19 protein-coding genes are annotated in these 21,177 nt (G+C 74.1%); 9 read left to right on the top strand and 10 right to left on the bottom strand.

The features are described from left to right. Positions 1–62: 62 nt before the first annotated feature. Complete coding sequence (locus tag AB0D10_RS19010) at positions 63–1,412, bottom strand: acyltransferase (protein ID WP_360257511.1); 1,350 nt, start codon at positions 1,410–1,412, stop codon at positions 63–65. A gap of 158 nt (positions 1,413–1,570) precedes the next feature. Here AB0D10_RS19010 and AB0D10_RS19015 point away from each other — a divergent pair, with 158 nt between their 5' ends. The 5 genes from AB0D10_RS19015 (at position 1,571) to AB0D10_RS19035 (ending at position 6,829) form a co-directional block, all read left to right on the top strand. Beyond that, positions 1,571–3,955 (top strand): ATP-binding cassette domain-containing protein, encoded by a 2,385-nt coding sequence (locus tag AB0D10_RS19015; protein WP_360257513.1) that lies wholly within the window; start codon positions 1,571–1,573, stop codon positions 3,953–3,955. Between the two features lie 172 nt (positions 3,956–4,127). Continuing rightward, positions 4,128–4,823 carry a hypothetical protein gene (locus tag AB0D10_RS19020; protein ID WP_360257515.1) on the top strand — a complete coding sequence of 232 codons (696 nt, stop codon included), beginning with the start codon at positions 4,128–4,130 and terminating at the stop codon, positions 4,821–4,823. Next, positions 4,820–5,884 carry a serine/threonine-protein kinase gene (locus AB0D10_RS19025; protein ID WP_360257518.1) on the top strand — a complete coding sequence of 355 codons (1,065 nt, stop codon included), beginning with the start codon at positions 4,820–4,822 and terminating at the stop codon, positions 5,882–5,884. The genes AB0D10_RS19020 and AB0D10_RS19025 overlap by 4 nt, the downstream gene beginning before the upstream one ends. Further along, the gene (locus tag AB0D10_RS19030) at positions 5,872–6,246 is read left to right on the top strand and encodes a DUF1304 domain-containing protein (RefSeq protein ID WP_360257521.1); all 375 of its coding nucleotides are present in this window, start codon (positions 5,872–5,874) and stop codon (positions 6,244–6,246) included. The genes AB0D10_RS19025 and AB0D10_RS19030 overlap by 13 nt, the downstream gene beginning before the upstream one ends. An 85-nt stretch (positions 6,247–6,331) precedes the next feature. After that, positions 6,332–6,829 carry a hypothetical protein gene (locus AB0D10_RS19035; protein WP_360257523.1) on the top strand — a complete coding sequence of 166 codons (498 nt, stop codon included), beginning with the start codon at positions 6,332–6,334 and terminating at the stop codon, positions 6,827–6,829. An 87-nt stretch (positions 6,830–6,916) separates the two neighbouring features. Here AB0D10_RS19035 and AB0D10_RS19040 read toward each other — a convergent pair whose 3' ends face one another. Continuing rightward, complete coding sequence (locus tag AB0D10_RS19040; protein ID WP_360257525.1) at positions 6,917–8,293, bottom strand: streptophobe family protein; 1,377 nt, start codon at positions 8,291–8,293, stop codon at positions 6,917–6,919. Between the two features lie 453 nt (positions 8,294–8,746). Here AB0D10_RS19040 and AB0D10_RS19045 point away from each other — a divergent pair, with 453 nt between their 5' ends. Further along, complete coding sequence (locus tag AB0D10_RS19045; RefSeq protein ID WP_360257527.1) at positions 8,747–9,943, top strand: DUF6777 domain-containing protein; 1,197 nt, start codon at positions 8,747–8,749, stop codon at positions 9,941–9,943. Positions 9,944–10,164: 221 nt separating this feature from the next. On the opposite strand, the gene AB0D10_RS19050 is transcribed toward AB0D10_RS19045, so the two are convergent. Beyond that, positions 10,165–10,602 carry a DUF4259 domain-containing protein gene (locus AB0D10_RS19050; protein ID WP_360257529.1) on the bottom strand — a complete coding sequence of 146 codons (438 nt, stop codon included), beginning with the start codon at positions 10,600–10,602 and terminating at the stop codon, positions 10,165–10,167. A 123-nt stretch (positions 10,603–10,725) separates the two neighbouring features. On the opposite strand from AB0D10_RS19050, the gene AB0D10_RS19055 reads away from it, so the two are divergent. Continuing rightward, the gene (locus AB0D10_RS19055) at positions 10,726–11,553 is read left to right on the top strand and encodes a nucleotidyltransferase (protein WP_360257531.1); all 828 of its coding nucleotides are present in this window, start codon (positions 10,726–10,728) and stop codon (positions 11,551–11,553) included. 36 nt (positions 11,554–11,589) lie between these two features. On the opposite strand, the gene AB0D10_RS19060 is transcribed toward AB0D10_RS19055, so the two are convergent. Both AB0D10_RS19060 and AB0D10_RS19065 read right to left on the bottom strand, forming a co-directional pair. Continuing rightward, on the bottom strand, positions 11,590–13,242 hold the full coding sequence (locus AB0D10_RS19060; RefSeq protein ID WP_360257534.1) for an LCP family protein: 1,653 nt from the start codon (positions 13,240–13,242) through the stop codon (positions 11,590–11,592). Continuing rightward, positions 13,235–13,852: a DUF6542 domain-containing protein gene (locus AB0D10_RS19065; protein WP_360257536.1), complete on the bottom strand. Its 618-nt coding sequence runs from the start codon at positions 13,850–13,852 to the stop codon at positions 13,235–13,237. Before AB0D10_RS19065 ends, AB0D10_RS19060 begins: the two co-directional genes overlap by 8 nt. Positions 13,853–14,110: 258 nt before the next feature. On the opposite strand from AB0D10_RS19065, the gene AB0D10_RS19070 reads away from it, so the two are divergent. After that, on the top strand, positions 14,111–14,317 hold the full coding sequence (locus tag AB0D10_RS19070) for an antitoxin (RefSeq protein WP_360257538.1): 207 nt from the start codon (positions 14,111–14,113) through the stop codon (positions 14,315–14,317). A gap of 72 nt (positions 14,318–14,389) precedes the next feature. Continuing rightward, positions 14,390–15,076: a transglycosylase SLT domain-containing protein gene (locus AB0D10_RS19075; protein WP_360257540.1), complete on the top strand. Its 687-nt coding sequence runs from the start codon at positions 14,390–14,392 to the stop codon at positions 15,074–15,076. A 133-nt stretch (positions 15,077–15,209) separates the two neighbouring features. Here AB0D10_RS19075 and galE read toward each other — a convergent pair whose 3' ends face one another. The 5 genes from galE to AB0D10_RS19100 all read right to left on the bottom strand — a co-directional run bounded on the left by galE (position 15,210) and on the right by AB0D10_RS19100 (position 21,170). Further along, on the bottom strand, positions 15,210–16,223 hold the full coding sequence (galE, locus tag AB0D10_RS19080) for a UDP-glucose 4-epimerase GalE (protein ID WP_360257543.1): 1,014 nt from the start codon (positions 16,221–16,223) through the stop codon (positions 15,210–15,212). 154 nt (positions 16,224–16,377) lie between these two features. Further along, positions 16,378–17,040 carry a hypothetical protein gene (locus tag AB0D10_RS19085; RefSeq protein WP_360257545.1) on the bottom strand — a complete coding sequence of 221 codons (663 nt, stop codon included), beginning with the start codon at positions 17,038–17,040 and terminating at the stop codon, positions 16,378–16,380. Positions 17,041–17,302: 262 nt separating this feature from the next. Then, entirely contained in the window at positions 17,303–19,519 is a 2,217-nt protein-coding gene (locus AB0D10_RS19090; RefSeq protein WP_360257548.1) for an RICIN domain-containing protein, read from the bottom strand. Positions 19,520–19,781: 262 nt separating this feature from the next. Continuing rightward, positions 19,782–20,234, bottom strand: a complete 453-nt coding sequence (locus AB0D10_RS19095) for a hypothetical protein (RefSeq protein WP_360257550.1) — start codon at positions 20,232–20,234, stop codon at positions 19,782–19,784. 165 nt (positions 20,235–20,399) lie between these two features. Continuing rightward, positions 20,400–21,170 (bottom strand): sigma 54 modulation/S30EA ribosomal C-terminal domain-containing protein, encoded by a 771-nt coding sequence (locus AB0D10_RS19100; RefSeq protein ID WP_360257553.1) that lies wholly within the window; start codon positions 21,168–21,170, stop codon positions 20,400–20,402. Positions 21,171–21,177: the final 7 nt, after the last annotated feature.

Below are 21,177 nucleotides of genomic sequence, written 5' to 3' on the forward strand. Positions count from 1 at the left end.
CGTCCCTGCCGGTAGCCGTCCCGCCGGTAACCGTCCTGCGGTAACCGTCCGTCCGGCAGCGGTCAGACCACCTTCGGCAGCACGGCGGCCGACGCGGGCGGCTCGTCGGCCGCCGTCCGGTACCGGTGCAGCGCCGCCCGGCCCTCCGCCCCGCGGACCCGGGCGGCGAGCCGGGCCGGCAGCACCACCGTGGCGAGGTATCCCTCGCCGCGGAACCCCTCGACCGTCCAGCACACCCACGGCAAGGGGTAGTTGGCGGCCGGGCTGAAGAACACCGGGCGGTTCCCCTGGAAGCTGACCAGGTAGGCGCCGAAGCGGCTCCAGTTTGAGAAGCTGAACCGACGCGCCTGCGGGTCGAAGCCCAGCGGCACGCACTCGCGCAGCCGCGCCCGGCCGAGCGCAGCCAGGAACCCCAGATTGGCACGGAGGTTGAGGTGCGCGCTCGGGAACTCCTCGACCGCCGTCCGCAACGCGCCCGCGAGCGCCGCCGGCCCGTCCTTGGGCCGGTGCGCCACGTGGACCTCGCTCAGCAGGTTGCCCACCAGGGCGGGTGAGAGGCCGAGCCAGCGGCGCGCGTTGACCGGGACGGTCAGCATCCGCTCGGCGTCGTCGCCGTCCAACTCCCGCAGGGTGTCGACGAGATGGGCGCAGAGCACGTCCCCGGAGGAGAGCCGGCGCCCGGCCGCTGCACCGAACTCCTCGCGCATCCTGGCCACTTCGGCGTCCGTGAAGGCGATCTGGACGGTCCGGTTGGCGCGGGGACCGACGGCCACCTCCCGGGCCAGCAGCTCCGCCTCCGCCGCCGAGGGCACCCGGAAGCCGGGCCGGCCGCAGTCCTCGGCCGGCAGCGCCCGGTCCAGCAACTCGTCCTGGTCGCCGACGAGTTCGGCCTCCGGGAGCGGCTCCCCCTCGACCGCCGCCGACCAGATCCGCAGCAACAGCATGAAGCTGTTCAGATCGCCGATCGCGTGGTGCCAGGAGCAGCCGAGCACCGTCCCGCCGTCGGCGGTGCGGGTGACCCGGACGGTGAGCAGCGGCGCTCCGCCGCGCCGGGCGCCCGGGGCGTCGACCCGGTCGACGAGTTCGGAGCCGGCTGCCGTCACCCGGCCCATCGCCTCGGCGAGGGTGCCGTCCACGGTGTAGACGTCGAGCGGCACGCCGGAGTCGTCGCAGACCGCCTCCAGGACGCCGTCGACCGTGCGCAGCCGCCCGGCGAAGACCGGTACCCGGTCCAGGGCGCGGGCCAGGCCGGCCGCGAGCCGGTCGTCGTCCAGCGGCCGCTCGAAGCAGAGCACGACCGAGACGGCGAGGTCGGCGAGCATGGTGTCCATCAGGCCGCAGCGCAGCACCCGGCCGGTGGCGCGCCCGGCTCGGACGGTCCGGGATCGGCGCAACTGGGTCCAGATGCTCATGGGTTCCGTTCCGAAGCACTCGATGACACTCGGCGACACCCTGCGCTCGGCGACCCGCGCGGGCATGCCGAACGATAGTGCCGCCCCGGGGAAGTGGTCCAGTCCAATCCCGGAGTCCGAAGGGGCCGTCGGCATCCGTCGGCGATAGAATGCGCAGCATGGGAGAGCGCTCCGGCGCGCTCACCGCGCCACCCCTCGTCCTGGTCACCGACACCGACTCCCAGCTGATCGATCCGGCTCGGGCCTACCACGTCGGCCGCGACCCGACCAGCGAGATCGTGCTGGACGACCCCCGGGTGTCCTGGCACCACGCGGTCCTGCGCGCCACCGATGGTCACTGGCTGCTGGAGGACGTCGGCAGCACCAACGGCACCTACGACGAGGGCCACCGGGTCAGCCGCGACGACGTCGGCCCGGGCACCCGGCTGCGCTTCGGCGATCCGGTCGACGGCCCGGCCGCGAGCTTCGCCGGGCTCCCCGGCGCCGCCCCGGACGGCGGTCCGGGCCCGGGCGCGCGCACCGTCCTGCTCGCCCCGCAGTCCTCCGGCGTCTTCCGCAGCCCGAGTTCCGTGCTCCAGCTGCCCGGCCGCACCGTGCGGATCGGCCGCGCGCCGGACAACGAACTGGTCCTGGACGACCTGGTGGTCTCCCGCCACCACGCCGAGCTGCGCGAACTGCCGGACGGCGGCCACGAGATCGTCGACCTGGACAGTCACAACGGCACCTACCTCAACGGCCGCCCGGTCAGGCGCGCCCCGGTCGGCCCGGCGGACATCGTCGGCATCGGCCACTCCGCGCTGTGCCTGGTCGACGGCCGACTGGTCGAGTACACCGACACCGGCGAGATCTCGCTGGACGTCCAGCACCTGGTCGTCCACGTCGGCCCGGACCGGCGGGTCCTGCTGGACGACGTCAGCTTCCCGCTGCCCGAGAAGACCCTGCTCGCAGTGGCCGGCCCGAGCGGAGCGGGCAAGTCCACCCTGCTCAACGCGCTCACCGGGCTGCGCCCCGCCGACGAGGGCACCGTGCTGTACGACGGGCGTGACCTCTACCGCGACTACGCCGAGTTGCGCCGCAGGATCGGCCTGGTCCCGCAGGACGACATCCTGCACACCCAGCTCACCGTCCGCCGCGCGCTGTCCTACGCCGCGGAGCTGCGCTTCCCCGGCGACACCGACCCGCACGAGCGGGAGGCCCGGGTCCTGGAGGTGATGCACGAACTGGGTCTGGACAACCGGGCCGACCAGGTGATCGCCAGTCTCTCCGGCGGCCAGCGCAAGCGGGTCAGCGTCGCCCTGGAGCTGCTCACCAAGCCGTCCCTGCTCTTCCTCGACGAACCGACCTCGGGCCTGGACCCGGGGATGGAACGCTCGGTGATGCGCATGCTGCGCGGGCTCGCCGACGACGGCCGCACGGTGGTCGTGGTGACGCACAGCGTGCTGAGCCTGAACGTCTGCGACCGCCTGCTGGTCCTGGCGCCGGGCGGTCGCACGGCGTACTACGGACCGCCCGGCGAAGCCCTCGACTACTTCGGCCACGACGAGTGGCCGGAGGCCTTCGAGGCGTTCGAGAACGACACCGAGGGGGTCTGCCGGTCCCGCTTCCTCGCGTCCCCCCAGTACCAGCGGTACGTGACGGCCGAAGCCGCGCACCCGCTGCACCAACCCGCGGCCGCCGCGCCGACCATCGGCCACGAGAAGCCGCAGAGCTGGCTCTCCCAGCTGGGCACCCTGGTCCGCCGGTACGCCGCGGTGCTCGCCGCCGACCGGTTGTTCCTCACCGTCATGACGGTGCTGCCGTTCGTCATCGGCCTGATGTGCCGGGTGATGGCGGGCTCCCGGCTCACCGACGAGAACGCCATCAACTGCCTGCTCACGCTCTGCCTCGGCGGCGTGCTCACCGGCTCGGCCAACTCGGTGCGCGAGGTGGTCAAGGAACGCGCGATCTACCGGCGCGAACGCGTGGTCGGGCTGTCCAGATCGGCGTACCTGGTCTCGAAGGTCGTGGTGCTCGGCGCGGTCACGGTGGCGCAGGCCGCGGTGCTGACCGTGGTCGGCCTGGCCGGGGTCAAGCTCTCCGCGCTGCCGCGCCCGGGCGCCCCGCCGGGCGTGACGACGGGCGTGGTGATGCCGCAGCTGCCCGAGCTGATCATCGCGGTCGCGATGCTCGCGTTCACGGCGATGATGCTCGGCCTGGTGGTCTCCGCGTTCGTCGACAAGGAGGAGACCACGATGCCGCTGCTGGTGCTCCTCGCCATCGTGCAGATCGTCCTCAGCGGGCTGATGCTCAAGCTGTACGGCGTGCCCGGCCTGGAGCAGTTCGCCTGGCTGTTCCCGTCCCGGTGGGGCCTGTCGTCCATGGCCAGGACGGTCGATCTGAACCGGCTCACCGTGCCGTCCCCGATCACCGCGGACCCGCTGTTCCGCCACGACCGCACCGGCTGGCTGGTCGGCATGGGCGCGATGATCAGCCTGTCGGTGGCGTACGGGCTGGCGGTCCTCGCCCTGCTGCGGCAGCACGAGCCCGCGATCATGCGCAAGTAGTCCGGTGACCGTGCACCGTGCACCGCCCGCGACATCGGGCCGGCCCTCGACATCGGGTCGGCCCGCGACGCCGGGTCGACCGGGGCCCGCGCCGGTAGAGTGAGAACAGCCCTGTGGTGCGAGTCGTGCCGCGCGCGGCGGGGGTCGCGCGGCGGAGGAAATGTAGCCGCCCATGGACGAGTTCGCGTTCAACCCCACCCACGTCGTCCCGCCGGGCGGTCTGGCCTCCTGGACGGCCCCCGATCCGGCCCGGCCCACCGCCCGGCTCGACGAGCTGCTCCCGCTGCAGCTGCTCGCCCGCCAGGGCGACTGGGCGCAGGTCCTCTGCTCCAACGGCTGGATGACCTGGGTCGACGGCCGGCTGCTGGTCGCCCTGCCGCATCCACCGCCGGCGGCCGGGGGGCCGCCCGCCCGGACCGCCGACCCGCGCCCGGCGCTCGCCGAGGCGGAGGCCGCACTGGCCCGCTACCGGGCCCTGCTGGAGGACCTCGCGGCCGGGACCCTCGACCTGGAGGCCTTCCGGGAGCGCTCGCGCGGCCTGCGGGTGGGCCTGGCGGTCGACGGCGAGGCGCTCTGGGTGTTCGACCCCGTGCACGACCGCTGGTGCTACTGCGACGGGCTGCAGCTCCAGACGTACGCGGCCACCGACCGGCGCCCGCCGGCCTCCACGCCCACGCCCTCCCCCGCACCGTCCACGACGCCGCCCACGGCCGCACCGTCCGCGACGCCCTCCGAGACGCCGCCCACGGCCGCGGCACCGGCACCATCGCCCACTCCCCCGCCCGGAGCCGCACCGACGCCGGCCGCCTCGCCCGGACCCGCGCCGACGCCCGGCCCGTACGCCCCCACCCAGGCCGGTGAGCCGTGACCCCCGACGAACAGCTGTCCGCCCCGAGCCTGCCCGCCGGCCTGGTCGGGAGGAAGGTCGCGGGCTACCGGCTGGAGGGCGAGATCGGGCGCGGCGGCATGGCCGTGGTCTACCGGGCCAAGGACCTGCGGCTCGGGCGGACCGTCGCGGTCAAGCTGCTGGCACCGGAACTGGCCCGCAACGAGGTGTTCCGGAAGCGCTTCATGCACGAGTCCGAGGCCGCCGCGGCGATCGATCACCCGAACATCATCCCGGTCTTCGAGGCGGGTGAGCACGAGGGCATCCTGTTCATCGCGATGCGCTACGTCGACGGCGGGGACCTGCGGGCCCTGATCAACCGCAGCGGCCCCTTGCCGCTGGACCGGGCCACCCGGCTGGCCCTGCAGATCGCCTCCGCGCTGGACGCCGCGCACGACCGCGACCTGGTGCACCGGGACGTCAAACCGGGCAACGTGCTGGTCGCCGCCGGAACGGACAGTGAGCACCCCGAGCACCTGTACCTGGCGGACTTCGGGCTCACCAAGAAGTCCCTCTCGCTCAGCGGGCTGACCAGCGTCGGCCAGATCGTCGGGACCCTGGACTACGCGGCGCCCGAGCAGATCTCCGGCAAGCCGCTGGACGGCCGCTGCGACCAGTACAGCCTGGGCTGCGTGGTGTTCGAGATGCTCGCGGGCACCCCGCCGTTCCGCCGGGAGAGCGACCTCGCGCTGCTCTGGGCGCACCTCAACGACCCGCCGCCCACACTGGACGAGTACCGGCCCGACCTGCCCGCCCCGGTCGCGGCGGCGGTGGCCCGGTCGCTCGCCAAGACGCCGGGCGAACGGTTCGAGAGCTGTCGGCAGTTCGTCGCCGAGCTGCGCGCGGCGACGGCACCGGCCGGATCCGCCCCGAGCCCGTGGGAAGCGGGCGGTCCGCCCACCCGGGTCGTCCCGGCGGTCGCCCGGGGCGGGCCGCACGCGCCGCCGGAGCCGCCCGCCTGGGCCGCGCCGGTGGTCCGTCCGCCGTCCGCACCGCTGTCACCGTCGACCTCGGGAGGGAACCGCCCGCCATGGACGCCGTGAGCCAGGTCTTCGCCATGGTCGCCGCCGCGATCCACCTCGTCGCGTGGCCGCTGGAGAGCTTCCTGTACGGGCACCCGCGGGTGCGCTACCTGCTCACCGGCAACACCGCCGACGCCCCCGAGGTCCGGCTGTGGCGCTTCAACGTGGGTTTCTACAACCTGTTCCTGGCCCTCGGCCTGGTCACCGGCCTGGTCCTCCTGCACTCCGGGCACAGCGGCTCGGGCCGAGCGGTGATCCTCTACATCGCCGCGTTCATGGTCGCGGGCGGGATCACCCTGTTCGTCTCGGAACCGAAGCTGTGGCACGGCGCACTCGCTCAGATCGTCCCGGCCTCGGTCATCCTTTTGACCGAGGCTTTTTGACGATCAGTCACAGGTTTTACCACCCTTTTGCGCGGCTACAATCCGCCTGCCCCGCGACGGTCGCGGCGGCTGGGGGGAGACAACAGTGGCCGGATTCCCGATCACCGACCGGTACGTCGTCGGCCTCGGCTGCCGGGTGAGCGTCGAGCACAAGACCGGCATGACGAAGGTCAACTGGAGCATCTCGCACCTTCCGGAGGGCGGCTCGCCCCGGCCGACCGGCGGGTCCGAGGAGATCGGCGTCATCTGCCCGCGCTGCCGACGGTCGTTCTCGGTCCGGGTGGAGACCGCCGCCAGGGCGCGGGCCAAGCGACAGGTCCAACGGGTGCTGGGGTGGATGCTGCTGCTCTCGCTCCTGGCCACCGTCCCCATGCTGATCCACCTGGGCGGCCAGACCGTCGAGGAGGGGGACGACCAGGCCGTCGGCAACATCGGCATGCTCCTCGGCCTGGCCGCCCTGGGCGTGATCGTCGGCCCGTCGCTGGTGCTCAGCGCCGGCATGCACGACGGCGTCAACAAGCTCCGGCTCATTCGGAACACCGGCCGGAAGACCGTGTGGGTGCAGGGGCACCGACTGTTCTGAACACCCCGGCCGACCCGAGCGCCCCGGCCGGTCCGCCGGCCGGCGGCCCTCCGTCCGTCACCCGACCGACCGACGGCCACCCCGTCGTCACCTGCCCGACCACCCGTCCTCCGCCGCCTGCCCGGCAGCGCCTCCGTCGTCGACCTCGCCCCGGTGCTGCACCCGGGTGGCGAGCAGCGCGCCGAGCCCGCCGGTGACCAGCCCCCAGCCCGCCGCCAGCGGCACGGCCGTCCACAGTGACAGGTGCAGCGTGATGCTGCCGCCGCCGAGACCGGCCACCGGGTTCGAGTCGCCGAGGACGGAGCCGAGCAGGTCGCCGAGGCCGCCCTGGTCGAGGCCGACGCCGAGCACGGAGAGCCCGTACTCGGCGTCCATCCGGGTCCACAGGCCCACCAGCAGCATCGTGACGGCCGCGGAGAGCGCGAACCGTACCGCGTGCCGCCAGAGCCGGACGGTGCGGGGCGAGCGGCGGGCCGCCAGGAACGCGGCCGCGAACAGCACCACGGCGGCCAGCGGCAACAGCCACCAGCTGCGGGCGTCCTGCTCGGCCAGGGTGCCGAGGTCGACCGTCGCCGTCTGCCCCTTCGGGACGCGCAGCACGTCCGCAAGCGGCTTGGGGACCGGGAGGCCGAGCGCGCCGGAGAGCCTGCCCTGCCAGTCGGCGCCGAGGCCGATCCCGAAGGCCATCCAGACCAGGTCGGGCAGCACCAGCAGCACCACCGCCATGGTCTGCCGGGCGTTGCCGTTCACGATCGCGGTCAGCACCCCCGCCACCACACCGAGCGCCAGGTACGCCAACAGCACCATCCAGAGAGCGAACGCGGCCGGGCGGACGGCGAGTTGGTAGCGCACCAGGGCCGGCGGCAGCGGCGCGCGCCGGGACACCGCGAAGGTCGCCGCGAGCACCACCAGCATCCAGGCCAGGCCGATGCCGATGGTGCTCAAACCGTCCGCGTGGAAGCCGACCTCCGGGGTGAGCCCGAGCGCGCCGCCGATCGACTCCGCGAGGCCACCGCCGAGCGGGACGACGAAGCTGTGCCGGGCGGCGAGGGTCAGCAACACGAGGGCGAGCACCCAGAGCACGACCGTCCGGGCGATCCGGCCGAGCAGCTCGCCGCCGCCGGCCACCGCGCGAAAGCGCAGCTGCCGCAGGAACACCTCGGCCATCACGACCGCCCCGACCACCGACACGGACAGCGGCATCGCACTGATCCCGGCGTCCACGGCCGCGAAGTTACCCGCGCCACCGTCGAGTTGGACGGAACCGCCGACGGCGAGCGCCAGCGCCGCGGCGACCACCGAGGGGAAACCGCCGCCCGGGAGGTCGGCGGCCCCGGCCAGCCAGAGGCCGAGCGCGGCCACCGCCGCCATCGCGACCATTCCGGCCAGCACGACGGCGAGCGCGTCCAACCAGCCGCGGACGGCACCGGGTGGGCCCGCGGCCCCGGTCGTGGGCTGCTGCATGCCACCTCCTGGTCACTCGACGGGCGTCCCGGCCCCTCCGGCCCGGCCGCCTTCCCAGAGTGACCGACGGTGGCCGCGCACGCTCGGCGACCGCCGGGGCACCTGCTGTTGCGGCGATCGGGGCGCCGGGGGAGAAATGGAAGCCAGTGGCAGGAGCTTCCCGTGCCGGACGTGATCGCCGGCCGCCTGCGAAACGGAGCCTCGATGACCTCCCAACCGCCGCCGTCCGGCCCGCCGAGCGAGCCACCGTACGGCCCTCCCTCCGGTCCCCCGTCCGGCCCGCTGGCCGGTCCGCCCTCCGGCGGGGGGACGTCCGGACCGCCGTCCGTGCCCCCGCCGCCCTCGGGCCCCGGGGGTTCCAGGCCTGTCGGCGGAGGTGGCGGGCGGCGCAGGCCGTGGTGGCGCTCCGGGAAGGGGCTGGCCGCGGCGGCCGGGACCCTGGTGGTGGCCGTGGTGGCCACCGTTCTGATCGTCAGCAACCAGGGCAGCCACACCGAGGCCATCCCGGCCGCGAACGAGGTCGCGCTCCAGGCCCCGGCCGACCCCGGGCCCGCCCCGTTCACCCCGTCGGTGGAAACCCAGGGGATGACCGCCCCCGCCCCCGCGACCTCGGCGGCACAGCAGCCCGGCGGCGCGTCCCCCCACCCGGGCGGCGCAACCTCCAAGGGCGGCTCTCCGGCCACGCTCCACAGCGTCGAGGGCAGCTCCGCCGGGCTGTACGGCGCGCAGATGGGCAAGTCCAGCTGCGACACCGAGCGCCTGATCGGGATGGTCTCGGGCGGGGACACCGGGCGGGCCTGGGCCTCCGCGGCCGGCATCGCACAGGCCGACATCCCCGCCTACCTGCGGTCGCTGACCTCGGCGTACCTGCGGGTGGACACCCGGGTGACCAACCACAGCTACAAGAGCGGCGCCGTGGCCGAGTACCAGTCCGTGCTGCAGGCGGGCACGGCCGTCCTGGTGGACGCCCACGGAGTGCCCCGGGTGCGCTGCGCCTGCGGCAACCCGCTGGGGCCGCCGAAGCTGATGAGCAATGCCAAGTACACCGGCAAGGCCTGGACGGGCTTCCAGCCGAGCTCACTGATCGTGGTGGTGCCGGCGCCGCAGCCGGTGACCGAGATCGTCCTCGTGAACGTCGAGACCGGCAGCTGGTTCGCCCGGCTGACCGGACGGATCGAGGTCGTGGACAAGCGCGTCGAGCCGCCGAATGTGCTGGTGCCGGGCATCCCGCCGCCGGCGCCGTGGCAGCCGTCCACGCCGTCGGGGCCGGGGAAGACCTCGGGCCCCACGACGTCCGGCCCCACGACGTCCGGCTCGACCACCTCGGGCTCCACCACGTCCGGCCCCACGACCTCGGGATCGACGACCTCGGGCTCCACGACCTCGGGATCGACCACCTCCGGCTCCACGACGTCCGGCCCCACGACCTCGGGAGCGACCACCTCCTCGGGCGGGCCGTCGTCCCCCCCGGCGACCACCTCCACGGGCACTCCGTCCGAGACGAAGTCGACGTCGAGCGCCGCCACCTCGACCGCCACCACGGGTACGCCGACGAGCGCGGTCGCCACCACGACCACCGGCAAGCCCACCGTCACCAGTACGTCGGTCGCGAGCACCACCATCTCCCCGAAGACGCCGACCGCGACCTGAGCGACCACGGCGCCGTCGACCTCCCGCCGTGCCCGACCACGGTGACCGCCGCGTCGAGCTGACCCGGCGCCAGGCCGACCCCCGCTGCCACCGCCCGCCTCCCCGGCCGGTGGCAGCGGCACGTCCGCCGGGATCGGCTCCCTCGGTCTCGCCGGTCTCGCCGGTGCCGCCGGTGCCGCCGGTGCCGCCGGTGCCGCCGGTGCACCATCGTCGCCGGCCGCTCAGACCTCGAACAGCGGTCCGCCCACCGTCGGCGGCACCGGCTCCAGCACGTCGCGCAGCGCCCGAACGCCCCGCCGCCACGCCGGGCCCTCCTCCGTCTCGTCCCAGAGCTCCGCGAGCTCCGACTCCTCGGCCACCACGCGGTCCAGTGCCTCCACTGCGAGACCGCGCAGCTCGACGGCCGGCGGCGGTATCTCCGCCCCGGGACCGTAGGCGCTCTCCACCGCCGCGCCGCCCGGGCACTGCGCCGCCACCAGGGCGGCGGCGGCCACCGATTCGGCGCCCTCGTCGAAGTCCAGGTACTCCCCCGCCCGGGCGGCGCCCAGCAGCGCGGACCGGAGGATCGACTTCCGCTCGGCCGACTCCGCGTCGTCGAGGGCGCCGGCGAAGTCCGCCGCCGTGTCGTTGTCGAAGTGCCCGATGTCCCAGGTGCCCACGCCGATCCCCTCGCACGCCGTCCGTCCTCGTGTGCGACGCATGCTGGCACAGGCCGCTGACAATCCCTCGGACGGGCGGAAATTCGCTGGTCAGCGGTGCCGCCGTGGGGCAGGATGCGCCTCATGACGACCACCCGGGGACTGGACGCCGACGGACACATCGCGCGGGAGGGCTCGCTCGCCCGCGTGCCGGCGCCGTTCGCCCCGGTGGTGGCCGCCGCCCGGGAACGGATCGCCGAGGCATTCGGCCCCGGCCGGCTGCACAGCGCCTACCTCTACGGCAGCGTCCCGCGCGGCACCGCGGTGCCCGGCGTCTCCGACCTCGACCTGCTGCTGGCCCTGCACCACGAGCCCACGGCGGCGGACCGGGCGGACGCCGACGCCCTCCAGGCCGTGCTGGACGCCGAGTTCGCGCAGGTCGACGGCGTCGGCGTGCTGCTCTTCGACACGGGCACGCTGCTCAGCGAACTCGAACGGCACGACCTGGGCTGGTTCGTGGCCTGCCTCTGCACCCCGCTGCTGGGCCCGGACCTCGCCGCCGGGCTCCCCCGTTACCGCCCCACCTCGCTGCTCGCCCGGGAGACCAACGGCGATCTGGCCCTCGCCCTGCCGGGCTGGCGGGAACGCGCGGCTGCCGCCGCCACGGACGCCGACGTCCGCGTCCTCACCCGCACGGTCACCCGCCGGATCGTCCGCACCGGCTTCACGCTGGTCATGCCCCGCTGGGGCGGCTGGACCAGCGACCTCACCGCCTCCGCCGAGGCCTTCGCCGCCCACTACCCCGGGCGCGCCGACCAGATGCGCCTCGCGGCCACCACCGCCCGTACTCCCGCCGACGCCCGCACCGCCGACGCGGAACGGGCCGTGCTCGCCGTGCTCATCGACGACCTCGGCCCCTGGCTCGCGGCGGAGTACACCGCCGTCCACGGCGAGAAGGCCCCGCGCCCCTGACCCCTGCCCCTGACCAGCACCCCGGGCCCGGGCCCGTCAGTCCACGCAGGGGATCCCGCCCGCCTTCACCGCGGGCCCCTGCATCGGCAGGGCCGCCGCCGGGTCGGCGGACGGGGTGCCCGGCGCGGCGCCCCCCGAGGGCGCGGGAGCGGCCGCGGTCGGGGTCCGGGTGGTGGCGAGGGTGAGCAGGACGTGGCCCGGCGCCACGGCACCTGAGGACACCGCCGTGACGCCGTAGCGGGTGGCGAGTTGCTGGGCGTCGGCCTTCGCCCCGGGGCCGTAGGCCACGGTGGTGACCTTCGTCCTGGCCGGGGCATCGCCGATCCTGCCCGCCGGATAGCCGAGTTCGGCCAGTGACCTGGACTCGTTGGAGGCCGCACCGGCGCCGGCCGCCGCGTTGACGTCGACCACCGCCTTCGCCGGACCGCCCGACGCGGAGGGGAGCGGGGCGGCGGTGGGCGCGGCGGCGTCGCCCGAGGTGCCCCCGGGGGCGGTGCCCGACGCCGACTCGTGGTTGAACAGCTGCCGGACGATCTTCTTGATCAGGTCCGGGTTGACGGTGTTGACCTCCTGCCCGCCGACGGTCTTGAACCCGGCGATCGGCAGGGTGTTGAACTCCACGTTGCCGCCCGTCAGGTTGGGCGCCTGCCGGGCGAAGTCGAGGATGTTCCACTCGTTGTCGATGACGACGTCCTTCTTCACCACCGCCAACAGCTTCTGCATCTGCCCGAGGTCGTTCAGGATGCCCTGCTGTTTGAGCTTGTACTCGACGGAGGAGATGAAGGCCTGCTGCCGGTGGGTGCGGTCGAGGTCGCCGTTGGTCAGGTGGTGGCGCTGGCGGACGAAGGAGAGCGCCTGGGCGGCGTCGAGGGAGCTGATTCCGGCCGGGAGTCTGAGGCCGGTGCCGCCGCCCTCGTGGGTGGCGGTCCGCGCGATGATCGGATCGTCCACCGGGTGGTTGAGGCAGACCTGGATCGGTTCGACCGCCCTGGCGATGTCGTAGAAGCCGATCAGGTTGACCTCCGCGAAGTGGTCGATCGGGATGTCCAGGAGGCTCTGAACGGTCTGGATGGTGGCCGAGCGGCCGGCCTCCCGGCTCTGCCGCTCCAGCTCCGCCTTGGAGAGCCCCTTGCCGGCCAGCTTCGGCTCGGCGGCCTCCTTGGCGATGCCGTACGCCTCCTTGATCTTGTGCATCCTGCCGTCGGCGCCCACGGTCTGCACGTAGTCGTCGCGCGGGACGGACAGCGCGGTGACCTTGCCCCCGTCGGCCGGGATGTGCAGCACGATCAGGGCGTTGGTGTTGTAGCCGCCGATCTCGCTGGATCCGGCGTGCAGTTCGTCCTCGACGAACTGCTTGGGCAGGTCGTTGCCGTCCATGTCCTTGCGGCTGTCGAGACCGATCAGCAGCAGGTTGACGGACTTGTCGAGGTGCGGCGGGGCGTTCTTCTTGGCCTCGCTCAACGCGGTGGACTTGAACATGCCGTCGTCCAGGCTGCGGTACTCGTACCAGGTGAAGCCGCTGGCACCGAGCACGGCGACGGAGACGGCGCAGGCCAGGGTGCGCCCGGCGACGGTCAGTGGGGCGGCCCCGCGCCGCGGGGCGCGACCGCGCGGAACGCCGCCGCGGCCCGTCCGTCCCGCGGTGCCGCCGGTGCGGTTGCCGTTCCGGCTCCGGTTGCGCTCAGCCACGGCGGCTCGCCCCGGCCGGAACGCCGGGACCGCCGGATCGTCGACGGCCGAGCACGGCCCGGCGGCGGTCGGCCACCGCCCGGCCGACGGCCACCGCCAACGCCAGGCCCACCGCGGCGGCCATCACCGGGAACGCCTCGACCACCCAGCGCAGCGCACCGGTGCCGAGGTTCCCGCCCCGGTACCGGTCGGGCCGCGCCGCGTACTCCACGCCCGACGCGACGAGCAGCACCACGACCGGAGCCGCCGTCACCACCCACCACCGGCCCGCCCGGCTGCACACCGCCGCCGCGGCGCCCGTCCCCAGCACCGAGGCCACCGCGAACAGCGGGCCGACCCCGGGCCCGCCGAGTTCGTCCGCGACACCGCCCAGCACGGGCAGTCCGATCGCCGCACACAGGGCCACCAGGCCGCCGCGCCGCCGCGCCTGCTGCCGTCGGCGCGCCGCCCCCGCCCGCAGCACCCGCGCCGACCGCTCCGCGCCGGCGCGCCCGGCGTCCGCCGCGCCTGCCGGGCCGTCGGCCGTGCGGGAGCGCTGGGCCGGGAAGGCACGGTCCTCGGTGCGCGGTCCCGCATCCTGGTACGGCGTTCTCGCCCGCTGGCCGGCCATGCGCACTTCCCTCGATCGTTGTGGCTGCGGCGGCGCGATCGCACCGTCGCCGCCGCCGGGACGCCTTCGGTCCCGGCGGCGATCCCGTCCTCTACAGCTCTGTAGAAGTCGGTTTGGAGCATACAAACCCGAGTCGACCACGTCACTCGCCGCCGACCGGCAGCAGGCGAACCGTTCGGCGCGCCGTCGTTAGGATGGTCATGATCCCCGCCACGTCGGCACACCATCAGGAACGCATCGGAGGAGCAGAGCGTCACCATGTTTCAGAGTCTGGAGAACCTCGCGGACAAGGCCACCGACCTCGCCCGCGAGCACGGCGACGTGATCGGGCAGGGCCTGGAGAAGGTCGGTGACGCGATCGACGATCGCACGGACGGCAAGTACAGCGGGCAGATCGACACCGGCGTCGCGAAGGCGAAGGACTTCCTGCACAACCTCGACGACGACCGGAAGCCCGCCGAGTAACCTGCCACCGGGCACGACCGACCGTACGGCGATCGAACGGACACACGGGCGAACGGGGAGGGGCCGGCAGCGGTGAGCGAGGAACAGAAGGGGTCGGGCTGGGGGCGCTGGCTGGTGATCGGCGTCGTGGTCGTGGCCGGGCTCGGCCTCGTCCGCGGGAACGGCCACGACGGCCCGACCTCCGCCGACCCCTCGCCGTCCGCCGCCGCGTCGTCCCCGGCGTCCGGCACCGCGCCGTCGCCCGGAGCCCCGGCCGAGCCGTCGAAGCCCCCGGGCCGGTACGACCCCGCCGACTACGCCGCGCCGGTCCGCCAGTACGCCGCCGAGGCCGGGGTCAACCCGCAGCTGCTGATGGCGATCCTCTACAACGAGTCGTACAAGCCGCACGACCCCGAGTTCGAACGCGCCTGGCAGCGCAGCAAACCGGACGCCTCCTTCGGCATCGCCAACATGCACCGGGCCGCGTTCGACGACACCAAGCCGGGCCGCCCGTTCGCCTCCCGTCAGTGGGAGGAGCTCCCGGACGACCGCAACCTGGCCGTCCAGGCGGCCGCCTGGCACCTGCACGACCTCGCCGCTCGACTACCCGCCCACCCGGGCGTGTCGCTGAGCCGGGACGAACTCGTCGCCCTCGGCTACAACGCGGGCGCGGGCAACATGCTGGCCTTCGCCCGGGGCGTCAAGATCGGCTCCCAGGCGCAGTCCTACCTGGACCGGCTGCGCGACAACTGGGCGAAGTCCGGCGACGCCGTGAAGTGAGACCCGTGAAGTGACGCCGTGAAGTGACGGCGTGCAACGGCGGAGTGAAGTGACGGCGTGAAACAGGACCGTGGCGCGCGGCATGAGCCAGGGGAGCCGAGGCCGGCTGCCGTCGGCCCCGGCTCCCCTGGTGTCAGACGCCGAGGCGGGCGGCCCACGCGGCGCGCCAGGCGAGCGCGTCGGCGACGCCCTCGGCGATGCCGCGCCGGGGCTGCCAGTCGAGCAGCTCGCGGGCGGTGTCGACGGCGGCGTAGCAGCCGATCACGTCACCGGGGCGAGGCCCCGCCTCCCGGACGTCGAGCCGGGTGCCGACGGCCTGTTCGAAGGCGGCGATCAGCTCACGGACGGTGGTGCCGTCCCCCGTCCCGACGTTGATCACGCGGTAGCGGTCCGCCGCGTCCGGGGCGATCACCCCGTCGAAGCGGAGCAGCGCCGCGACATGCGCCTCGGCGAGGTCCTGGACGTGGACGTAGTCGCGGATGCCGGAGCCGTCCCGGGTCGCCCAGTCGACGCCGGTCACGGTGAACGGCGCGCCGGTGGTGTGCGCCTCGATCAGCTTGCCGAGGGCGTGGGTGGGGTGGAGGTCCTGCAGGCCGGTGCGCAGCTGCGGGTCGGCGCCGATCGGATTGAAGTAGCGCAGGGCGATGACGCGCTGGCGCTCGGCCCCCTCGCCGCGGGTCCAGTCCTGGAGCACCTGCTCCATCATCTGCTTGGTGCGCGCGTACGGGCTGTTGGCGTCGACCGGGCTGCTCTCGTCGACCCGGGCGTCCGGGGTCGGCGCGTAGATGGAGGCGGAGCTGCTGAAGAGGACGCGGGTGCAGCCGTGCCGCTGGAGGGAGTCCAGGAGCTCGATGGTCTTGGCCACGTTCTCCCGGTAGTAGTACAGCGGCTTGGCCACCGACTCCGGTACGACGATCTTCGCGGCGCAGTGCACCGTCGCGTCGATGTCCGGGTGGTCGGCGAAGATCCGGTCGAGCAGGGCCGTGTCGGCGATGTCGCCCCGGTAGAAGATCCGGTCCTCGACGAACTCGGCGCGGCCCTTCGACAGGTCGTCCAGCACGACCGGGGTGATTCCCCGGTCGATCAGCGCGGACGCCACCGTGCTGCCGATGAACCCCGCACCGCCGGCGATCAGGACCTTCTTCATGCGCGGACGCTCCCCTGGATCGGCCGGGCGCCCGGTGGCGCCCGATGACAGGAAGGGACGTCGGTTCGTACCCGGGTGGTTCCCGCGGAGGCGTCCCGGAGCCGGGGGCGTCCGGGGGCGGGCCGGGCGGGCCGGCCGGGCGGGGCCGGGCCGTTCAGGACCGGCGGCGGCGGAGCCAGAAACCGGCGGCGGTCAGGAGGACGGCCGCAGCGGCGGTGCCGACGGCGGCCCAGGTGGTGCTGTCGAAGGTGGACCCCCCGTCGGGGGCGGCCGTGGTGTCACGGGTGGCCCCGGCAGTGGTCGGCTGCGCGGGACCGGACGTCGGGGCGGAGGCGGACCCGGTGACCGGTTCCAGGGTCGGCCCGGTGGCCGGTTCCGGGGCGGGCCCGGCGGTGGAGCCGGCCGACGGCGAGGCCGCCGTGCCTGCGGGCACGGGGTCGTTGATGACGGTGGCATCGACGTCGAGTTCGCGCTGGGCGTGGCCCAGGGAGGGGAACGCGCAGTCCACGGTCACCTGCCAGTGCCCGGCGGGGAGGATCTCCCGGGTGGTGTAGGTGCCCGGGTGGCCCGGGACGGTGACCAGGCGCCACGGGCCCACCGCGCGGCCGTCCGCGGCGGTGGCGGAGAGGGTGCCGGCGAAGCCCTCGGTGACCGGGTCGCGGTCGTTCTCCCAGGTGGCGACGGTGCTGACATGGCCGTTCTGCTGGCCGGTGACGTCGAGGTGGACGCTGTCCCCGTGGGCGGCCGCGGGCACGGCGACGGGCAGGACGGCCGCCACGGCGAGCGCGGCGGCGGCGAGGATCGGGCGGGTTCGCATGACGGTCATTCCTCGTGGCGGTGTGCGGGACGGGCGCGGGAAGCGGGGGCGCCGGGCCCGGCCGCCTCGGGAGGGAGGACGGCCGGACCCGGCGTGGGAACCGAACGGTTCAGGTCGTGCGGCTCGCGGTCGTGACGCTCGGCGGTCGTGACGCTCGACGGTCGCAGTGATGACGGTCGCAACGGTCACGGCGGTCGCAACGGTCACGGCGGTCGTGACGCGCGACTGCCGCAGCGCCCCGCGGACTCGCGGACCTACCGGCTCACGAGGTCTTCAGCAGCGACCAGGTCTGGTACGGCCGGCCGTTCGCCTGCTGCAGCTCCAGCAGCCAACCGCCGTAGTACCAACGGTCGCTGAGCCCCAGCACCATCGAACCACCGTTCGCGGTGACGGTGAACCCGCCGTCCGCGGCAGTGAGCTGCCACTTCTGCGCGGCCGCGTCGGAACACGGCTGCTGGGCCACGTACTGGCCGGCGACCGGGGCACCGCCGAGCTGCAGGCACTTGTTGGAGCGAGCCGACTTGATCCGCACCGCGCCGTCGCCGGCGTCCTCGAACTGCCACTTCTGGTTGGCGTAGCCGGTGCGCTGGTAGGCGATGGCCACGGTGCCGTCGTTCATCGAGCTGCCCCACAGGTCGGCCGCCTGGCCGGTGAGGCCGTTGACCATGGTGTAGTTCGCGCCGGGCTGCGGACGACCGGCGTCGGAGACCGTACGGAAGGTGGCGGCGCGGCCGGGCTTGCCGACGGCGCCGGCGGCGTCGCGGACGGCGACCGCCACGGTGTACGAGGTGCCGGGGGCGAGGCGGACCAGGCCGACCACGGTCGAGCGGACGGTGCCGATCGCCTGGCCGTTCAGCAGCACGTCGTAGCCGGCCGCCGACGGAGCGGCCTTCCAGCTCAGCATGACGGAGTTCTGGGTGATCTGGCTGACCGCCACGTCAGGACCGGTGTTGCCCGCAGTCGGGGTCGCGGTCGGCGACGGGGAGCCGGTCGGCGTGGCGGTGGGGCTGCCGGTGGGCGTCGGGGACGGCGAGGGCGTGCGGGTGGGCGAGGTCGTCGAAGTCGGGGTCGGGGTCGGCGTGGGGGTCGGGGTCGGGGTCGGGGTCGGAGTGGGGTTCGGACCGGTGCCGCCGCCGGAGATGAGGAAGCGGTTGTTGGCGACGTTCCAGTGCGTGGTGAGGTAACTGCCCGGCGCAGGAGACGTGTTGTAGTAGTCGTCGTGGTTGCAGTCGAGCCGGTCGTCATGGGCGCGGTCCGGGCAGACGGTCCGCATCTGCGGGTAGTTGGGGGCGTCCGAGTAGCACATGATGTCCCACTCGTCGACGCAGTGCCCGGCCTTGCTGGAGTTGGGCGCGCTGTTGTTCACCGCGCCCAGGTTGTGCCCGAGTTCGTGGGCGGCGGTGCTGCCGCTCCAGCAGCCGGAGTCGGTCCGGCCGTACGAGGGGCCGAAGTTGCTCAGGTTGTCCTGGCTGGGGCGCTCGTCCCCGGCGAAGGTGCCGATCCCGCAGTACACCTTGGCGTCGGTGAACATCATGTACTTGCGGTCCTTGCGGTTGAACCCCTGCGCGGCGAGGGCCCGGTTGCTCGCGTTGAAGTCCTGGATCTCGGAGTCGGAGATCTGCACGTTCAGCACCGAGGCCGTGCAGTCGCCCTCGGTGACGAAGCGGACGTGCCGCTCGCCGCCGGTCTCCGCGGCGCTCGCGTTGTAGATGACGTCGACGTCGGCGGCCCACTTCTTGAACGAGGGCAGGTACTGGGCGAACCGGTCGCTGCCCGGGGCGTGGACGTACACCACCTGGACGCGGTTGCCGCTGCTGCCGTCACCGTCGCAGATCAGCTTCGACCCGGCGGGCGCGGCCCCGGCAGGCTCTGCGGCAGCGGTGCCGGAGCCGCCGAGCAGCGCCTTCTGCGTGGCGTCCAGGACGGGCGCGGAGCCCTTCAGCAGGTCGGCGGCGGCGGGCGGCTGGGCACCGGCCGCGGGGGTGAGCGCGGGTGCCTGCGCGGCCGGGGCCGCGACCGGCGCGACGTCCTGGTGGATGTCGACGCCCTTGGGCGGAACGTCCGGGCCGTGGCTGCACTGGGTGCTGCCGGTGACCTCCAGTGTGCCGCCACAGCGGTCGCTGCCCGGCAGGCTCAGTCCCGCGTAGACCAGGCCGCGATCGGGCTGGTCCTTGGGTATCGCCTTGAGCGGCACGGCCTTCTCGTCCCGCTTCGGCGCGGGCGCCTGGGTGGCGCCCTCGGCGGTGCCGGTCTCCCCCGGCCCGCCGTCGTCGCCGATCAACCCGGCCTGCGAGCCCGAGTTGTCGGCCACGTCCGCCGCGGCCGTGACGGCGCCGTGCACGCCCGCCGGCTCCAGCGCGGTGCGGATGCCGAGCGTCCCCGCCACCAGCCCTGCCGCCACGGCTGCGGCGACCAGGACGCTCCTGCGGGTGAGCCTGCGGCGCTTTCGCCGACGAAGCTCGCTGCTCCGGTGTCCCATCGCGTTCCTTTCCTCGTGCGACGACCCGCGCCCTGTGGTGAATGAGCGGCGCAGGCCTTCCGACACTCCGGAGAGCGGAAGGGACCCCAGGGAATAACAGAAACCTCTTGCGAAACTTTTCGATCCGTTCGATCGGGCGGCGTCGGCCGACGGCACGGGAGAACCGTCCGTGGACCGAGGAAACGGCACAGGAGGGCCGAAGACGCACCCGGAAGTGTGCGCACCGTCCGGACCGTGGCGCTCCGTCAGCGACGGACGAGAGTCAGGCCGCAGCCCCCACGGCACGTGCCCCCACGGCCCGCGCCCCGGCAGACACCGCCACGGCTGCGGCGCCGCAGCCGCCGTGCAGTCGGGCCAGCGCACCCGCCAGGGCGACGCGGTCCCCGGCGAGCCAGAGCCGCAGGGCGGCGGAGAGCGCGGCGCTGGCCGGCCCGGCCGACGGGCCGCCGGCACGGACGAGCCGCTCGCCGAGCAGCGGCAGCAGGTCCGCGACCGGGGCGGGCAGCCACAGGGTGAGGGCGAAGGGCGCGGGCCGGGCCAGGACCCGCATCAGCGGCAGCACGGACGCGTCGTCGTGCAGGGCGGGGATGACCTCCAGCAGGCCGTCCACCGCCACGTCGGACACGTCGCCGCCGTGCCCGCGCGCGAGTTCGCGCAGCAGTGCCCGTTCGGCTGCGGTGATCCGGACGGTCAGCATGACCTCGTCGCAGTCCATGGTCCCGGCCCCTCGTCGTGGAGTTCGTGGAGTTCGTGGAGTACTGGTGCTTCGTGCGGCACCGGCGTTCCGCGGAGCACCGGGGCCCCTTGGCCGCCGGGAGCACCGGAGTGCCGGGGTACCGGAGTTCGTGGAGCATCCGTGTGCGGTCGTGTCATCGCCGTGTCAGTCCCGTGCCGACTGGGTTCCTGCCCCGTTCCGGCGGCCCGACACCGGTTCGATCAAGCCGTAATGGCCGTCGTAGCGGCGGTAGAGCACGCGCAGTCGCTCGTCGGCGATGTCGGTGTACCCGACGAACGGGCGGCCGGTGAGCCAGAGCCGGCGGGCCGCCTCGGCGAGGTCGAGCGGCGGCACGGCGTCGCTGCCGACGGCGCACGGCTCCACGACACCGCTGAGCGGGCAGCGGTGCACCAGGCTGTCGCGTCCGGTCGCGGCGTCCGCGAAGAGGTGGAACCGCCGGTCCAGCGCCAGCAGTTCGCGTGCGGCCTGCCCGGGGGTGCGGGTGGCGAGCACCACCGTCTTGTGCCGGGCGATCCGCCGCCGGGCCAGCGGACGGTCGACGTACTGCGGGCGGTAGGCGCTCTCGTACGTGGCGGCGAAGCCGATGTCGCCCTGCTCGCGCAGCCGGACGACCCGTCCCGTGAGCGTTCCCAGCACCAGGTCGACGGACTCCCGTGCGGTCCCGGTGGCCAGTTGCACCCGGACCGGCCCGGCGTCCTCCAGTTCGACGTCCACCTGGACCAGCGCGGGCCGGCTGAGCCACCGGTCCCCGCTCACCGTCCGGGTGAGCCGCAGCCGCAGCGCGTGCGTGTCCGGCCCGAGCGCCGTGGCTGTGACCAGCGCCCGGGCCCTGGCATACTCGGCGTCCTCGCGCGGCAGCTCGCCGCGGATCTCCACCCGGACGTCGAGCGCGGGCCGGTGGCGCAAACGGGTCATCAGAGCC

It is taken from the genome of Kitasatospora sp. NPDC048545, assembly GCF_040651155.1.
GTDB lineage: Bacteria > Actinomycetota > Actinomycetes > Streptomycetales > Streptomycetaceae > Kitasatospora.

Bases quoted from the DNA above. Each gene is read 5' to 3' on its own strand.
- AB0D10_RS19020 (WP_360257515.1), top strand. From the start codon at position 4,128: ATGGACGAGTTCGCGTTCAACCCCACCCACGTCGTCCCGCCGGGCGGT.
- AB0D10_RS19010 (WP_360257511.1), bottom strand. From the start codon at position 1,412: ATGAGCATCTGGACCCAGTTGCGCCGATCCCGGACCGTCCGAGCCGGG.
- AB0D10_RS19040 (WP_360257525.1), bottom strand. From the start codon at position 8,293: ATGCAGCAGCCCACGACCGGGGCCGCGGGCCCACCCGGTGCCGTCCGC.
- AB0D10_RS19065 (WP_360257536.1), bottom strand. From the start codon at position 13,852: ATGGCCGGCCAGCGGGCGAGAACGCCGTACCAGGATGCGGGACCGCGC.
- galE (WP_360257543.1), bottom strand. From the start codon at position 16,223: ATGAAGAAGGTCCTGATCGCCGGCGGTGCGGGGTTCATCGGCAGCACG.
- AB0D10_RS19030 (WP_360257521.1), top strand. From the start codon at position 5,872: ATGGACGCCGTGAGCCAGGTCTTCGCCATGGTCGCCGCCGCGATCCAC.
- AB0D10_RS19085 (WP_360257545.1), bottom strand. From the start codon at position 17,040: ATGCGAACCCGCCCGATCCTCGCCGCCGCCGCGCTCGCCGTGGCGGCC.
- AB0D10_RS19090 (WP_360257548.1), bottom strand. From the start codon at position 19,519: ATGGGACACCGGAGCAGCGAGCTTCGTCGGCGAAAGCGCCGCAGGCTC.
- AB0D10_RS19070 (WP_360257538.1), top strand. From the start codon at position 14,111: ATGTTTCAGAGTCTGGAGAACCTCGCGGACAAGGCCACCGACCTCGCC.
- AB0D10_RS19015 (WP_360257513.1), top strand. From the start codon at position 1,571: ATGGGAGAGCGCTCCGGCGCGCTCACCGCGCCACCCCTCGTCCTGGTC.
- AB0D10_RS19095 (WP_360257550.1), bottom strand. From the start codon at position 20,234: ATGGACTGCGACGAGGTCATGCTGACCGTCCGGATCACCGCAGCCGAA.
- AB0D10_RS19055 (WP_360257531.1), top strand. From the start codon at position 10,726: ATGACGACCACCCGGGGACTGGACGCCGACGGACACATCGCGCGGGAG.
- AB0D10_RS19100 (WP_360257553.1), bottom strand. From the start codon at position 21,170: ATGACCCGTTTGCGCCACCGGCCCGCGCTCGACGTCCGGGTGGAGATC.